A 15,902-nucleotide genomic window follows, 5' to 3' on the forward strand; every position below is an offset into this window, starting at 1 on the left:
TGCAATGGCCAATATTCAAACCAAAAGTAACACTTGCAAAACAATTTTGTTGCATCTATGTTTCATTGGTGGACATTATATTGAGCAAGATGGTCAATAAACATCGAAAGCAATAAGTGTGAGAACCACAGACCAAACACAATGACGGGTGAATCATGCAAACCAACATCGTAGAAGTGGAAAACTTTGTGCAGCACAACGAAGAAAGGCGAAGTAGCGCGTTCCAGCGCGAAGTGAAGAAGTATCTGGAACGTTATCCGTTAACCCAGCATATTGATGTTTTACTGACCGATCTCAACGGCAGCTTCCGTGGTAAACGTATCCCGGTTGCTGGCTTGGGCAAACTGGAGAAAGGCTGTTACTTCCCGGCCTCGGTGTTTGCAATGGACATTCTTGGCAACGTGGTGGAAGAGGCCGGGTTAGGGCAAGAATTGGGTGAGCCGGATCATATCTGTGTCCCGGTGGCTGGAACCCTGATGCCGTCGGCGGCCGATCCGGAATATATCGGGCAGGTACTGCTCACCATGCTGGATGAAGATGGTACTCCCTTTGACGTTGAACCGCGTAATGTGCTGAACCGGGTGTGGCAGCGTTTGCGTCAGCGCGGGTTATCCCCCGTAGTAGCGGTAGAGTTGGAGTTCTATCTCATCGATCGCCAGCGCGATTCTGAAGGTTACCTGCAACCGCCGTGCGCGCCTGGCACTCAGGAGCGCAACACGCAAAGCCAGGTGTATTCGGTCGATAACCTCAATCACTTTGCCGATGTGCTGAGTGAGATTGATGAACTGGCGCGTTTGCAGGGGATCCCGGCAGACGGCGCGGTAGCAGAAGCCTCCCCCGGTCAGTTCGAGATTAACCTGCATCACACCAACGACGTGCTGTTGGCTTGCGATCACGCGCTGGCGCTGAAACGCCTGGTGCGCATGGTGGCAGAGAAGCACCACATCCAGGCCACCTTTATGGCCAAGCCTTATGAAGAACATGCGGGCAGCGGTATGCATGTGCATATCAGCATGCTGGATAATCAAGGCAACAACGTGTTTGCCGACGACGATGGTGAAGACTCCGTGCTGCTGAAGCAGGTACTGGCGGGGATGATCGCCCTGATGCCTGCCTCCATGGCGCTGCTGGCACCCAATGTGAATGCCTATCGCCGCTTCCAACCCGGCATGTATGTGCCGACGCAGGCTTCTTGGGGCCACAATAACCGCACCGTCGCCCTGCGTATTCCCTGCGGCGATCGCGACAGCCACCGCGTGGAGTACCGCGTGGCGGGGGCTGATGCCAACCCTTACCTGGTGATGGCCGCGATCCTGGCCGGGATGGTGTACGGCCTCGACACCTCATTACCGCTGCTTGAGCCGGTGACCGGCAACGGCTTGGAGCAGGAAGGTTTACCGTTCCCCATTCGCCAGAGTGACGCTTTGTATGAATTCGAACACCAGCCGGTGCTGAATGCGCTGCTGGGGGAAAGATTCAGCCATGTCTATCTGGCCTGCAAGACCGATGAGCTGGTGCAGTTTGAACGGCTGATCACCGAAACCGAAATCGAGTGGATGCTGAAAAACGCCTGAGGCGTTCAGCCTGATCCCACCGCGCGCCCGGCGTATTCCCGCGGGTTCCCTGTGGCCCGGCGAAGCCGTGCGCAGCGGTGACTACTTTCTTCCAACTTGGCGTACAGGACGCCGGCGAGGAATAACCCATGACGATAAGTGCCATCGACCGTAATGGCGCGGGCAAACCGCAACTGCGTAAAACATTAAAACTGTGGCAAGTGGTAATGATGGGCCTGGCATACCTGACGCCGATGACGGTGTTTGACACTTTCGGCATTGTTTCCGGCGTAACGGATGGCCACGTTCCGGCCTCCTATCTACTGGCGCTGGCGGGGGTACTGTTTACCGCCATCAGCTACGGCAAGCTGGTGCGCCAGTTTCCCACCTCCGGTTCCGCCTATACCTACGCGCAAAAAGCGATTAACCCGCACGTTGGGTTTCTGGTCGGCTGGTCGTCGTTGCTGGATTATCTGTTCCTGCCGATGATCAACACGCTGTTGGCGAAGATTTACCTCACCGCGCTGTTCCCCGAAGTGCCTCCATGGATCTGGGTAGTGGGTTTTGTGATTATCATGACGGCGATCAACCTGAAAAGCGTCAATGTGGTCGCCAACTTCAACACGCTGTTTGTGCTGGCCCAGGTGGCGATTATTGTGGTGTTTATCTTCCTGGTGGTGCATGGCTTGCATAACGGGGAAGGAGTGGGCACGGTCTGGAGCCTGCAACCTTTTGTCAGTGAAAACGCCCATCTGGTGCCGATTATCACCGGGGCGACCATTCTCTGTTTCTCGTTTCTGGGCTTTGACGCCGTCACCACGCTGAGTGAAGAAACGCCGGATGCCGCCAGAGTGATCCCCAAGGCGATATTTCTCACCGCCTTGTACGGTGGGGTGATTTTCATCAGCGTGTCCTTCTTTATTCAGCTGTTTTTCCCCAATATTGAGCGTTTCAAAGAGCCCGATGCGGCGCTGCCAGAAATTGCGCTGTACGTGGGCGGGAAACTGTTCCAGGCGATTTTCCTCTGCACCACCTTTATTAATACGCTGGCCTCCGGTTTGGCCTCCCATGCCAGCGTTTCACGGCTGCTGTATGTGATGGGGCGCGATAACGTGTTCCCGGAAAAATTCTTCGGCTATGTACACCCCAAATGGCGCACGCCCGCGCTTAACGTGCTGATGGTCGGGCTGGTGGCGTTGTCTGCGCTGTCCTTTGATTTGGTCACCGCTACCGCCTTGATCAACTTTGGCGCGCTGGTGGCGTTCACCTTCGTTAACCTTTCGGTGATCAGCCACTTCTTTATCCGCCAAGGGCGCAACAAAACCTGGAAGGATCGTTTTCACTTCCTGATCCTGCCGCTGGTGGGGGCGCTGACGGTCAGCGTTCTGTGGCTGAATCTGGAGAAAAGCTCGCTTACCATGGGGCTGATCTGGGCGGCACTGGGGTTTGCCTACTTGGTGTACCTCACCCGTCGTTTCCGCCAGCCGCCGCCACAGTTTGAGCGGCAGCCGCAGCAGTAATCTTGCAAGGCGGGTGATCCCGCCTTTCTTTTTGCCTTTCAGGCCAGTAGAGTGAAAATCCTAAAAAACCGATGATTGGATCCTACCTTGATGCCTGCCTTGTCCGTATCCCATAAAGCAACTCTGTTTGGCCTGCTGGCGATTGTGCTGTGGAGCAGCGTGGTCGGCCTGATCCGCAGCGTCAGCGAAGGCTTGGGGCCGGTAGGCGGCGCGGCGATGATCTACAGCGTGAGCACGCTGTTCTTGCTGATCGTGATGGGTATTCCGAAGCTGCGTGATTTCCCCCGTTCTTATCTGATTATTGGCAGCCTGCTGTTTGTGGCCTACGAGATTTGTCTTTCGCTGTCGCTGGGTTACGCCAGTAACCGTATGCAGGCCATTGAAGTGGGGATGATCAACTATCTGTGGCCCTGTTTTACCGTGCTGATGGCGATCCTGTTTAATGGCCAGAAGGCTACATGGTGGGTGATCCCTGGGCTGCTGCTGTCGCTGTTTGGCATTGGCTGGATCATGAGCGGCGATGGGGGATGGTCGCCAGCACAAATGCTGGTCAATGTGCGTAGCAATCCCCTGAGCTATGGGCTGGCGTTCAGCGGTGCGGTGATCTGGGCGGTCTATTGCAACGTCACCAAGAGGATCGCCCAAGGCAAAAACGCGGTGGTGCTGTTTATTACGCTGGCCGCGTTGGCCCTGTGGCTGCAATATCCGTTCAGTAATGAAAGCGGCATGCATTTCAGCCTGCCGGTTAGCGTGGCATTGCTGTCTGCCGGGATCGCCATGGGGGCTGGCTATGCGGCATGGAATGTCGGGATCTTGCATGGCAACATGACCTTGCTGGCCACGGTTTCTTATTTTACGCCGGTGCTGTCGGCGGTATTTGCCGCCGTGGTTCTCAGCACGTCGCTGACCATTAACTTCTGGCAGGGAGTGGCCATGGTCACTGCCGGTTCGTTGATCTGCTGGCGGGCCACGCGCGCAGGTTAACCTTGGTGATTCGCGAAGTGATGGATTTAAGCTAATCTCAAATTAACTGTTCTGCCTGAAGGAACGTGAAAAATGAGAAATGATATTCAGTTTATTCAGCAACCTGCGCTTGACGGGCACAGCTTCAGTACCAGCGACATTGTGCGCTTGACCACCGCTAACTTACTGCACGAATACCAATTGGATGTGGTTATTCTGCGCCGTGACGATAAGCTGATTTATGGTTCCGTAGTGGTTGCGGCACCCAAGACCGACATTCCGGTCGCCCGTTGGGAAATTGCCCGGGGGGATGAAGTGGTATTCCGCCAGGAGAATATTGCCAAGGCGCTTCCCGGAGTGCGCTAGATCACCGTTTTGTACAGTGCCAACCTTTGAGTTAAAGCCGACACCCATAGTCTAATGCCGGTCAGTTAAGCGCAAAGCTGCATAATTATGCAGCAGGTGCTAAAGGTGTGGCCTCCCTCTCCCTGTGGGAGAGGGCCGGGGTGAGGGGCTTTAGTTCAGTGATCTTCCCCTCACCCTAACCCTCTCCCCAAGGGCTGTCTCTTGATCAGATCTCCTGATCAAGAGACTTCGCGAGATTATACCCTTCAACGATATCCTGAAGCTTGAACCAGCCTTCCCACATCACTACCCAGCCCGCACGGCCCGTTCGTTTGCTGTCATACCAGTGCCCCAGTTTTGCCAGATTCAGATACGCCCATTTCAGCGTCGGCGCTTGCTTCGGTAACGCTTTTCCTTCCTGTTTTACCCACAGCAGTTTCCATTCTATTGGGCTTAAGACGCGTTCACAGGACGCATTCAACGTCTCTTCGCTCAGCCCGCCCTGACGCAACGCCAACACCCGAACCGCAATAAAGGCAAGAATGACCACCATACGTTCCAGATTGGCCCGGCTTTGCATGCGAGACGCCTCAACCTGCGTCCCACCACTTTTCCACGCTTTGTGATATTCCTCTATTAACCAGCGACGTTCGTAGTAGCTGATGATGACGCGCGCTTCTGCTGCCGAGCCCACTTTTTCTGAGGTTAACAGATGCCAGCAGGCCCCTTCCGGCTCTTCTTCACGGCAGCAGATATACGTCAACGGTACGGAGGCTCCGGGCTGGTTTGGATGTTTTATTTCAACAGGACAGTAACTGACGAACATCTGTGCCTGACGGGCTGCGCGCCCTCCTTTTTGAACGACATTCAGCCAATGGCTGCCTGTTTGTGTGAGTGTGGCAGGCAACTCGAAGAGTTTATCACTGCTGTCTTCAAGCCGGCGATTTTGTGCCGCCCGGACGACGAAGCGCTGGCCCTGGCTGATTTTATAGTCGAGGTAATGCCAGATATCGGCTTCCCGGTCACAGACCGAGATAACTTGCTGTTGCGTATCGCCGAGCCGCTGCGCCATGAGTTCAGACGCCTGCTGCCATTTGTAACTTTCTTTTTCTTCGTAAGCGTGTTGTTTTCGCTGGTGTTTCTTACCGTATTCAGCGATGTCACGACTCCAGCGCTGCTGGTCGATAAGGCCCACCACTTGTGCCGTTTTGGGTGAGTAAAGCAAGACAGAATGCGCCAGTAGCCCCCGTATTTTAGGGCTGGTCGTTGTATTGCCGAGTTCGTCAAAAGCCGTGGGATGACTGAAGTTGATGGAAGTCGTGTCCTCTAATGCAAGGAGAAGTGGGTGCTCTTTGGCGGCGCTTGCCGTTGCGATGAAACCCGCATCAGCGACGGCTTCCGGCGAGACATTGGGGTTACGCATGAGGCGGTATGCGCCTTCGACTTCGGCAGGGGAATGTGATGATTTCACAATAGAAAGTCCTGTGTGTTGAGCCAGTGAAGCAGTGAGTTTCACCAGGCGATGAGTCCTGCGTTTGTCGCCGAGTTGAGCAAGACCGAAAGTGTCTTGAGCCCATGAATCACAATCAGAAAGCACCATACTAAAAACCGAAGGAAGGGAGAATATCAAGACAGATCAACAGATAGGAAAAAAGTTCAAAAACCCCCGACGAGTATGTCGGGGAGTTGTGTATAAGAGACAGCCCCAAGGGAGAGGGAACTGGTTAGCCTTAACTGATCAGCATTAACACCCATAGTCGGCTTTTTTACGCCATTATCCTGAGTCCGATTAATCTTGTTGGCCGTAGATAAACGGCACAAATTTTGTTCTAAAAGCCCTTATTTATGATGGCTATCACATTGAATATGAATTCAAATGAAAAATAATTCATAAAATGAGAACGCAATCGGTTACTTTTGCGTAAAATATCCCACTGGATCACAGATTCTTGCACCCGCAGGTTTCTATAATGCGCGCGTCGGATTAACCGTTCGTTACACCAGACTCATCGTCATCTTTCTAACGGGCCGCCAATGGCCCTTTAAGCATGTGGTAATAAAATGAAAAAAATCGCTCTCGCAGCAGGTGTGCTTCTCACTGCGTCTTACAGCACATCATCAATGGCGGATAGCAAAGATAGCCAGTTCGTTTCAGATTGGTGGCACCAGAGTGTCAATGTGGTAGGTAGCTACCACACCCGCTTCGGGCCACAACTGAACAATGACGTGTATCTGGAATACGAAGCCTACACCAAGAAAGACTGGCTGGATTTTTATGGCTACGTGGATGTGCCGAAATTCTTTGGTACGGGCAATACGCCAAACCGGGGTATTTGGGATAACGGCTCACCGCTGTTTATGGAGATCGAACCGCGTTTCTCGATCGACAAACTGACCGGTGCCGATCTGAGCTTTGGGCCATTTAAAGAGTGGTATTTCGCCAACAACTATATCTACGACATGGGTCGCAACAACGCATCGCGCCAGAGCACTTGGTATATGGGGCTAGGGACTGACATCGACACGGGTTTGCCAATCAGCCTGTCGATGAACATTTACGCCAAATATCAGTGGCAGAACTACGGTGCGGCGAATGAAGACAGTTGGGATGGCTACCGTTTCAAAGTGAAATACTTTGTGCCGTTGACTCAGATGTGGGGCGGCAACCTGAACTATATTGGTTTCACTAACTTTGATTTTGGTTCCGATCTGGGTAAGAACGATTTCACCGTTAATGGCCGCCAGGCTCGCACCAGCAATTCCATTGCTTCCAGCCATGTGTTGGCGCTGAACTACGATCACTGGCATTACTCGTTTGTTGCCCGTTACTTCCATAACGGTGGTCAATGGCAGGATGGGGTTGATATCGGTACACCGCAAGGCCCGATCAAGTCTACCGGTTGGGGTTACTACGCGGTTGTCGGTTATAATTTCTGATTTTCCGTGGTATCTAATAGCAAAAAACCCCGTTCAAACGGGGTTTTTTTGTCTCCGTTACAATGTTGACTCAACCGGGCAAATGTTTAACCGGCATGACCAATTTCCCTTTGATGACATAACATTCGTTATTTATCCATTTGAGAATTTGCTCACGGCTCACACCTTCATACCGGGCATAGCGATAGAGATCGCCATTGAAGTATTGCGTGATGTATTCCATAAGGGTCATTTGCATAGCTGTAACTCCTGAACGCCCACTCGTTGCCAGCCTGGCCACCGCGGGAGGTTAAGGTTTGTGAGTACTGAAATTTAGTTTATCGCTAACAAAAGCTCAAGAAAGAGCACGAAAAATAACAGTAACCTACAAAAAGAAATCCCGCACGGAAAGGCGGGAAATAATAAGTATCATCACTTTCTGATGACATAAAATAGTATTTTGAGGCGCAACGAAAAAGAGCAAGCTAACTCTTTTTTGTGACCCACACAAAGTACTGGATGGCCTATTTTTCCGCAAGAAAAATAGGCTGATTTTATTCGGTTTTTATGAATAGTTTTCCGCATGAATAAATTTTCAGCATTTTGGCATGAATAACCACGGTGAATATGATGTGTTGTCCGCTTGGCCGATAGCGGATCCTGAGACAACGTTAAGCGTGCACGGTCATGTCGCGTTTGAACGTTAAGACTCGGCTGCGATTGGCGATCAGATCCACACTGTAGCCGCGAAAATAGAGGCAAAAACGTTTGAGCCATGGTCCGTCTTGGCTTTCAACCAGCATCCGCCCGTTACCGAGAGAACTCAGAGTACCAATTTGTGCGGCGGGGCCAACACCAATGTGGATTTTATTGCCGCGGATCTCGAAAGCGGTGCGGTATTGCGGGTGATACCAGATGCCCTGCACCTGCTTCAGGCAGCCGAACTCGGTCGTCACCGGTAAGAAACTGTGTTCCAGATGGCCAACTTCCCCCTCGACCGCTTTCCCGGTCCATTTCAGGCGCATCGGTAGATGGGCAGAAAGCGACATGGCATAGCCGTCGGCGCTTTGATAAAGCGGTTCGCTGGTCCCCAGATAGGCGACGTTACCGTCTTTCACTTCCAGCCAGTAAGGCTCGGCGATGGTGGCGTAGATCCCATCAGGGATTGCCGTACTGCGTTCGGGCAAGGCTTCACTTAACAGCGCGGCCATGACCTGCAAAATCATACTAAAACTGTCGCAGTCTTCGCGGTTGGCCACCAACAAGGCACCGGCTTGCCGTTCAGGGGCCAACAGGAAATAGCTTTTATAACCGGTGAGGGATCCCCCGTGGCCGAACAGGGTATGGCGGCCAAGGGGCGTTTGTGCCAGCCCGAGCCCATAGCGGCTGGTTGGGCCGTGGTGGAGCTTGCGTGGTGCGCCAAGCTGCGCTAGTACACCTTTACCGGGGCCGCGGTCTGCCAGCAGAGATTGCAGCCAGCGGGTGAGGGCGTTGGCACTGCCGGTCAGGCTACCGGAAGCCGAAAGATGCAGCCCACTGCTGGTTTGTTGCCAACCTTGTGTTGCGCGCCAATAGCCGGGTACCAATCCTGGCACCACATCGAACCAGCTTTCTGGTGCCTGTAGCTGAACGTCAAGCGGGCGCGCCAGATGCTGCTGTACCAAAGCGTTGAAGTCATATCCCTTGGCGTTTAACGCCGCTTCCACCAGGCGGTAACCGGTGTTGGTGTAAGCGACTTCACTGCCCGCCGGGTAGTTGAGTCGCCCTAGGCTGCGGATAAATTCCAGCACCGGCTGTGCATCACTGACGGTATTGACGGAGATCCCAAGCAGGCCCAGTGTTTCGCGCACGTCCGGCAGGCCACTGGTCATATCCAGCGCCTGGCCGACGGTCACATTTGCCAGTTGTTTACCCAGTTCAGGCAGCAGGCCACCTAAGCGATCGTTAAGGCGAATGGCGTTATCGGTTGCATTGAGCGCCAGTGCGGCAAAAATATGTTTAGTGAGAGAGGCATAGCGCACCACGCTGTCGGCGGTAAAGGGTTCATTGCGGGCCAGATCGGCCAATCCTGCACAGGCCACTGCCTGGGTTTTGGTGCTGTCAAACAGGGTAATTGCCCCACCGGGCTCGCCCGCCGTTTGCCAGTTGGCCAACAACCCGACGGCCATGGCCTGCGCAGCGTGCCAGTTTAGCGGGGTATCAAACATAGTTGCCTCCAGAGCTGATGGTTGTTCCCGTTCGGCTTCAGGTATCTGGATGCAGCGGCTTGAGTCTGGGCTGAAGCATGGCCGGGTTTTCGCCAGATTGTCGCGCACGGTAAAACGTGCAGGCCGCTGTTTTGTGCGCTGTGCAGATCCGTTGGTTATCTTTCCATCAAAATTGCGATGCAGTACACAAATTGCAGTGATAACAACAGATTCGGAAAAAAGATCAGGCTGCTGATAATAGGTGAAACTCGCGGGGGAAATGAGTGCAAGCTTCGGCGCATCAGGCACGCCGAAGCTGGAAGGTTAAGCCTGTTGGTCGCCCCAGGCCAGCATGCCTTCAATCATCTGTTGCAGCAGGTGCTGTAACGGCGCGGCGCGCGGTGCGTCAAACGCAAATGGATACTGTTCTGACATGTAATTGACCTGCGCCAGCTCCAGTTGCACCGCATGTTGGTTTTCCTGCGGCTGGCCATAAGCGCGGGTGATGTAACCGCCCTTGAAGCGCCCGTTGAGCACGTGGGTGAATTGCTGCTGCTGTTCACAACAGGCGATCAGCCGATCGCTCATGGCACTGGCACAACTGGTTCCGCTGTTGGTGCCTAGATTGAGATCCGGCAGCTTGCCATCAAACAGCCGCGGTATCACCGAAGCAATGGAGTGCGCATCAAACAGCAGTGCATAGCCGTGCTGGGCTTTCAGCCGTGCCAGCTCGTTCTGCAATTGCTGGTGATAGGGTTGCCAAACGTTCTGCAAGTAGCCCGCACGTTCTTCATCGCTCGGGGCCAGGTCCGGCAGAAAACTCGGGCGGCCATCGAACAGCACGTCAGGGAACAGACCGGTGGTGGCGGTGGTGTAAAGCGGTTTATCGTCTGCGGGGCGGTTAAGATCGATCACAAAGCGTGAATAGTTACCGACCAGCATACTGGCACCCATCTTACGGGCAAAATCATACAGCTGTGGAATATGCCAATCGGTGTCCGGCAGTGGCCGCGCATCATCGCTCAAGCCGCGTTCAACCGCCGGAGTCAGCCGAGTACCGGCATGGGGAATGCTGATCAACAGCGGCAGGTTACCGCTGTGGAACTCAAAGGGATCGCGAATCATTGACGTACTTCTCCTCGGAAAATCACCGTGCAGGGCAGTTGGCCGCCCAACCAGTAAGCCAGTTCCGCCGGACGTGCCAGCGGCCAGTGAACAAAGTCTGCCACCTTGCCGGTCTCCAGTGAGCCATGGCTGGCCTGCAAGCCCAGCGCTTTGGCGGCATGCAGCGTCACGCCGGCCAGCGCTTCTTCCGGCGTCAGGCGGAACAGCGTACAGGCCATGTTGATCATCAAGCGTAGCGACAGCGCTGGCGAAGTGCCGGGGTTGGCATCGCTGGCGATCGCCATCGCCACGCCGTGTTTGCGGAACAGCTCGACCGGCGGGCATTGGGTTTCACGCAGCATATAGTAAGCTCCCGGCAGCAGCACTGCCACGGTGCCAGAGGCGGCCATCGCAGCGGCGTCTTCTGCGGTGGCGTATTCAAGATGATCGGCAGAAAGGGCGTGATGGCGTGCCGCCAGCGCACTGCCACCGAGAGCGGAAAGCTGCTCGGCGTGCAGTTTGACCGGCAGGCCAGCCTGTTCTGCGGCGTTAAACACCCGCTCGACCTGTGCCGGAGAAAACGCCAGATGCTCGCAGAAGGCGTCCACCGCATCCGCCAAACCTGCCGCTGCCGCTTCTGGGATGATGGTATGGCAGACCAGATCGATATAATCGTCGGCCCGCCCAGCGTATTCCGGCGGCAGCGCGTGTGCCGCCAGGCAGGTGGTTTTCACTTCAACTGGTAACAACTCGCCTAGCTGGCGCGCAACGCGCAGCATTTTCAGCTCGCTGTGCGGCGTTAAACCATAGCCGGACTTGATCTCTACACAGGTGACGCCCTCTGCCAGCAGTGGCCGCAGGCGAAACAGGGCCTGCTCTAATAACTGTGCTTCTTCAGCGTCGCGCGTGGCTTTTACCGTGGAGATAATGCCACCGCCTTGTGCGGCGATCTCGGCATAGCTGACGCCATTTAAACGCTGTTCGAATTCAGCGCTGCGGTTGCCGCCAAAGACCAGATGCGTGTGGCAGTCGATCAGGCCGGGGGTAATGATCCCGCCGTCGAAACGCACCGTTTTAGCCGCCGCCAGCACCGGCATGGTGGCCTCTTCGCCCATCCAGACAATCTTGCCGTCGCGCACGGCGATCGCGCCATTGCTGATAATGTGATATTTGCCGTCGCGCATGGTGACAATATCGGCACCGTGCCACAGGCTGTCACAGTGGATCTCAGACGTCATGGTGTTCCCACTCCCACATGGTTGTATATACAATTAAAGCCAAGCTAACGCATTCATCGGGATGCTACAAGAGAGAGGATAAAAATTTGTTATGAGAATGTGATGAAGCTCGGGGCGGAGTTTGCCCCGGCGGGATTCAGACCTGATTGGTAAAGCGGCCAAACAGCTGGTAGCGGCTGCCCGGATACAGCAAACGGGCGGAGGTCACCACCGTTTTATCTGACCAGGTACGGCGGTGGATCAACAGGCCCGGCTCATGAGCCTCCAACTGCAACAGTTCACGCTCGTGTTGCGTGGGTATGACGGCTTCTACGATGTGTTCACCCGCGGTCAACGGCGCTGCCTGCGTCAGATAAATATAGGGCGTGACCCGATCGAAATCCTGCTGCATATAATCCGGCGCGATCAGCGGATTAACGCAGCGATCTTCTATCTGCACCGGGATGTCATTTTCGTAATGGACGATCTGCGAATAAAACAGGGGTTGCCCAGGTTGAATGCCGAGCGCTGCTGCCTCTTCGTCGCTTGCCGGCCGGGCTTTAAGCTCCAGGATTTTGCTGCTATGGCGGTGGCCGCGTGCGGCAATCTCGTCGGCAATATTATGCACTTCCAGCAGGGCAGTGTGCGCTTTGGCTTCGGCGACAAAAGTGCCAACCCCCTGCATGCGGATCAGAAAGCCTTCGCTGGTCAGTTCGCGCAGGGCGCGGTTGATGGTCATGCGGCTGACGCCAAGCTCGGCCACCAGTTCGCTTTCAGAGGGCACGCGCTGGTGTGGTTGCCAGTGGCCCGCGCGGATTTGGCTCACTATCGCCTGTTTGACCCGTTGATAAATCGGGGCGGGCGTATCGCTCATTGCGGCAGCCAGTTGCAGCATGATCTGTTGATCTACCACGACGTTAACCTCGTCAAATAAAAAAATAATAACATCAGTTTACTGTTGATGTTGGCATATGTATATGTATATACAAGTAGGGCCAATTCACCCGATGAGTGAAATTGGTTCACAAAATTTTAACCTATGCGCCTGCCGCGCTTTCTTAGCTGTTACACCTACTTTGGAATACTGCTATGCCTGCTTATTTTGCTTCTCGCGCACTGCTCCCGTCCGGTTGGGCTCACAACGTGCGGCTCGATGTCGATGTGCACGGCCAACTGACCCAGGTTACTCCGAATGCCGAATCTACCGATTGTCTGCGCTTGCACGGTGATGTGGTGCCGGGCATGCCAAACCTGCATTCCCATGCTTTCCAGCGCGCGATGGCTGGCTTGGCAGAGGTGGCAGGCAATCCGCAAGACAGTTTCTGGACTTGGCGCGATCTGATGTATCGGCTGGTGCAGCGCTTAACCCCAGAGCAGGTTGAGGTGATTGCCCGTCAACTGTATATCGAAATGCTCAAGGGCGGCTATACCCAGGTGGCAGAGTTTCATTATTTACACCATGCCCCAGACGGTAAACCTTATGCCGATCGTGGCGAAATGACCGGCCGCCTCAGCCAGGCTGCGCAGCAGGCGGGGATTGGCATGACGTTGTTGCCGGTGCTCTACAGCTATGCCGGTTTTGGCGCTCAGCCAGCGCAAGCGGGGCAAAAGCGCTTCATTCAGGATGTGGAGAGCTATCTGGCACAGCAGCAGACCATTACTCGCCAACTGGCTGGGCAACCGTTACAGAATCATGGGTTGTGCTTCCATTCGCTGCGGGCGGTGGAGCTTAGCCAGATGCAGCAAGTGTTGGCCGCCTCCGATTCGGCCTTGCCGGTGCATATTCATATTGCGGAGCAGCAAAAAGAGGTTAACGACTGCCTGGCATGGAGCGGTCAACGCCCGGTGGCCTGGCTGTATGATCACCTGCCGGTGGAAAGCCGCTGGTGTTTGGTGCATGCCACCCATCTGGATCGTGAGGAACTGGAACAACTGGCGCGCAGTAAAGCGGTCGCCGGGCTGTGTTTAACCACCGAAGCCAACTTGGGTGACGGCATCTTCCCCGGCGACAGCTATCTGCATCATCAAGGGCGCTGGGGCATTGGTTCCGATAGCCATGTTTCATTGAACGTGGTGGAAGAGTTGCGCTGGTTTGAATATGGCCAGCGGCTGCGCGATCAGCGCCGCAATCGCCTGACCACGCCAGAACAGCCCGCGGTGGCCGATGTGCTCTACCAGCAGGCGTTACAGGGCGGGGCGCAGGCCTGTGGTACGGCGATCGGCCAACTGGCGGTGGGTTACCGTGCGGATTGGCTGGTGCTGGACGGTGACGATCCCTACCTGGCTGCGGCACCGGATGAATCCATCCTCAACCGCTGGCTGTTCGCCGGGGGCAAAGAGCAGATCCGCGACGTATTTGTGGCGGGCCGTCAGGTGATTGAGCAGGGGCGCCATGCGCTGCAACAGCAGAGCAGCGCCGAGTTTCTGCACGTGCTGAAAACCTTCCAACAGGAGGCATGATGAACCTGAACCGTTTCGATTTTGCCAGCCTGCCGGTCAGCCCATGGCGCAACGGCGGTGGTGAAACCCGTGAGATCACCAGCCAGCCACCGGGCAATGCCGATTTTGACTGGCGCGCCAGCATTGCCACGATCGCACAAGATGGCCCGTTCTCGGCCTTTAACGGTATCGATCGCTCAATCACCCTGCTGGAAGGCGATGGCGTACATCTGTACAGCGCGGGCCAGATCGACCATCGCTTGCAGCAGTTGGGAGAGCCGTTTGCCTTTCCCGGCGATGTGGCGCTGGAGGCATTTTTGCTCGGCGGCAGCAGCCAGGATTTTAACATCATGACGCGGCGCGGGCGCTGTAGTGCCAATGTCCAGCGCATCACGGCTGAAGTGCTCGTCCCGGCCTCACATGCTGGCGTGCTGTATGTGTTGCAGGGCGAGTGGCAACTGGAGGATGGCAGCCCATTGAGCCAACGTCAGGGCTGCTGGTGGCAACAGCAACAGCGATCGCTGCGATTTTCGCCACGAGAAGGGGCGATCGCGCTGTGGGCGGATATCACTGCCCGCTAGAGTCTGTGGCTAAGTTATGGGATTATCAGACCTTCTATCCCAGACAGAGAAGGGCACATGGCCTCGCTGAAAGATGTTGCTAAACTCGCTGGTGTGTCGTTGATGACGGTATCCCGCGCCATCAACGAGCCCGGCAAACTTCGGCCGGATACCTACCAGCGCGTAAAACAGGCCATTGATCAACTGGAATACGTGCCGGATCTTGCGGCACGGCGTATTCGTGGCGACAGCAGCCGGGTGAAAACCCTTGGCGTGCTGGCGCTCGATACGGCGACGACACCGTTCTCAGTTGACATGATCCTCTCGATTGAAAAAACCGCCCGTGAACAGGGTTGGAACAGTTTTGTGGTCAACCTGTTTGCCGACGATAATGCCGAACAGATGGTCGATTTGCTGCTGGCGCACCGGCCAGACGGCGTGATCTTTACCACTATGGGGCTGCGTCAAGTCACCATTCCGGCCAAGTTGCTGGATCAGCAACTGGTATTGGCCAACTGCATCAGCCCAGAAAGTTCGGTCGCCAGCTATATTCCCGATGATGAACAAGGCCAGTACGATGCGATGCGGGCGTTGATCGCTCGCGGCTATCGTGCGCCATTGTGCATTCAACTGCCGGAAAGCGCCTTGGCAGCCGGGCTGCGGCGGCGTGGCTTAGAGCGCGCCTGGCGCGAAGCCGGTGGCGATGTGGGCCAACTGCGTCAATATCACTTGGATCTCAGTGGTGGGGATAAACATTATCGTGACGTTGTCACGATTTTAGCCAGGCATTTCTCCCCAGGCGTGCAGGATTGTGATGCGGTGGTGTGTGGTAACGATCGTGTGGCGTTCATGGTCTATCAAACCTTACTGGCGCAGGGTTGGAAAATCCCTGAGCAGGTGGCGGTATTGGGTTATGACAATATGGTGGGGATTGGCGAGCTGTTCCAACCGCCGTTAACCACTGTGCAATTACCGCATTATGAATTGGGGCGTCAGGCGGCGCTGCATTTGATTAATCAGCTTACGCATAAGGAAACGGTGCGGATTGCCTGCCCGTTGCTGCTGCGCGATTCGCTGTAACAACCTGCTCCTGCGCGGC

General features: G+C 55.2%; 14 protein-coding genes. 8 read left to right on the forward strand and 6 right to left on the reverse strand.

What is annotated here, in order from left to right; genetic code table 11:
• Nucleotides 1-155 precede the first annotated feature (155 nt).
• The 4 genes from ACX9GT_RS11925 to ACX9GT_RS11940 all read left to right on the forward strand — a co-directional run bounded on the left by ACX9GT_RS11925 (nucleotide 156) and on the right by ACX9GT_RS11940 (nucleotide 4,402).
• Nucleotides 156-1,574: a glutamine synthetase family protein gene (locus ACX9GT_RS11925; RefSeq protein WP_473191255.1), complete on the forward strand. Its 1,419-nt coding sequence runs from the start codon at nucleotides 156-158 to the stop codon at nucleotides 1,572-1,574.
• Nucleotides 1,575-1,702: 128 nt separating this feature from the next.
• Nucleotides 1,703-3,073 carry an APC family permease gene (locus tag ACX9GT_RS11930; RefSeq protein WP_473191256.1) on the forward strand — a complete coding sequence of 457 codons (1,371 nt, stop codon included), beginning with the start codon at nucleotides 1,703-1,705 and terminating at the stop codon, nucleotides 3,071-3,073.
• 90 nt (nucleotides 3,074-3,163) lie between these two features.
• Nucleotides 3,164-4,057, forward strand: a complete 894-nt coding sequence (gene yddG, locus ACX9GT_RS11935) for an aromatic amino acid DMT transporter YddG (RefSeq protein ID WP_473191257.1) — start codon at nucleotides 3,164-3,166, stop codon at nucleotides 4,055-4,057.
• Between the two features lie 72 nt (nucleotides 4,058-4,129).
• Complete coding sequence (locus ACX9GT_RS11940; protein ID WP_473191258.1) at nucleotides 4,130-4,402, forward strand: hypothetical protein; 273 nt, start codon at nucleotides 4,130-4,132, stop codon at nucleotides 4,400-4,402.
• Between the two features lie 205 nt (nucleotides 4,403-4,607).
• On the opposite strand, the gene ACX9GT_RS11945 is transcribed toward ACX9GT_RS11940, so the two are convergent.
• Complete coding sequence (locus tag ACX9GT_RS11945) at nucleotides 4,608-5,981, reverse strand: IS4 family transposase (RefSeq protein ID WP_473189182.1); 1,374 nt, start codon at nucleotides 5,979-5,981, stop codon at nucleotides 4,608-4,610.
• 461 nt (nucleotides 5,982-6,442) lie between these two features.
• Here ACX9GT_RS11945 and ACX9GT_RS11950 point away from each other — a divergent pair, with 461 nt between their 5' ends.
• On the forward strand, nucleotides 6,443-7,318 hold the full coding sequence (locus ACX9GT_RS11950; RefSeq protein ID WP_473191259.1) for a nucleoside-specific channel-forming protein Tsx: 876 nt from the start codon (nucleotides 6,443-6,445) through the stop codon (nucleotides 7,316-7,318).
• A gap of 70 nt (nucleotides 7,319-7,388) precedes the next feature.
• Here ACX9GT_RS11950 and ACX9GT_RS11955 read toward each other — a convergent pair whose 3' ends face one another.
• From ACX9GT_RS11955 to hutC, 5 genes are all read right to left on the reverse strand, one after another.
• Nucleotides 7,389-7,556, reverse strand: coding sequence for a hypothetical protein (locus tag ACX9GT_RS11955; protein ID WP_473191260.1), 168 nt, complete (start codon nucleotides 7,554-7,556; stop codon nucleotides 7,389-7,391).
• A gap of 412 nt (nucleotides 7,557-7,968) precedes the next feature.
• A complete protein-coding gene (locus ACX9GT_RS11960; RefSeq protein ID WP_473191261.1) occupies nucleotides 7,969-9,504 on the reverse strand; it encodes a serine hydrolase domain-containing protein in 1,536 nt (511 codons plus the stop codon).
• A gap of 303 nt (nucleotides 9,505-9,807) precedes the next feature.
• The gene (gene hutG, locus ACX9GT_RS11965) at nucleotides 9,808-10,608 is read right to left on the reverse strand and encodes an N-formylglutamate deformylase (RefSeq protein ID WP_473191262.1); all 801 of its coding nucleotides are present in this window, start codon (nucleotides 10,606-10,608) and stop codon (nucleotides 9,808-9,810) included.
• A complete protein-coding gene (hutI, locus tag ACX9GT_RS11970) occupies nucleotides 10,605-11,825 on the reverse strand; it encodes an imidazolonepropionase (RefSeq protein WP_473191263.1) in 1,221 nt (406 codons plus the stop codon). Before hutI ends, hutG begins: the two co-directional genes overlap by 4 nt.
• 136 nt (nucleotides 11,826-11,961) lie before the next feature.
• Nucleotides 11,962-12,699, reverse strand: coding sequence for a histidine utilization repressor (gene hutC / locus ACX9GT_RS11975; RefSeq protein WP_473191568.1), 738 nt, complete (start codon nucleotides 12,697-12,699; stop codon nucleotides 11,962-11,964).
• Nucleotides 12,700-12,893: 194 nt separating this feature from the next.
• Between hutC and ACX9GT_RS11980 the strand changes: the two genes are divergently transcribed.
• Genes ACX9GT_RS11980 through ACX9GT_RS11990 form a run of 3 tightly spaced genes read left to right on the forward strand, consistent with a single transcriptional unit; the run spans nucleotide 12,894 to nucleotide 15,883 of the window.
• The gene (locus ACX9GT_RS11980; RefSeq protein ID WP_473191264.1) at nucleotides 12,894-14,264 is read left to right on the forward strand and encodes a formimidoylglutamate deiminase; all 1,371 of its coding nucleotides are present in this window, start codon (nucleotides 12,894-12,896) and stop codon (nucleotides 14,262-14,264) included.
• Complete coding sequence (locus ACX9GT_RS11985) at nucleotides 14,264-14,824, forward strand: HutD/Ves family protein (RefSeq protein ID WP_473191569.1); 561 nt, start codon at nucleotides 14,264-14,266, stop codon at nucleotides 14,822-14,824. The genes ACX9GT_RS11980 and ACX9GT_RS11985 overlap by 1 nt, the downstream gene beginning before the upstream one ends.
• A gap of 57 nt (nucleotides 14,825-14,881) precedes the next feature.
• Complete coding sequence (locus ACX9GT_RS11990; RefSeq protein ID WP_473191265.1) at nucleotides 14,882-15,883, forward strand: LacI family DNA-binding transcriptional regulator; 1,002 nt, start codon at nucleotides 14,882-14,884, stop codon at nucleotides 15,881-15,883.
• Nucleotides 15,884-15,902: the final 19 nt, after the last annotated feature.

It is taken from the genome of Serratia sp. YWN4 (genome assembly GCF_055790845.1).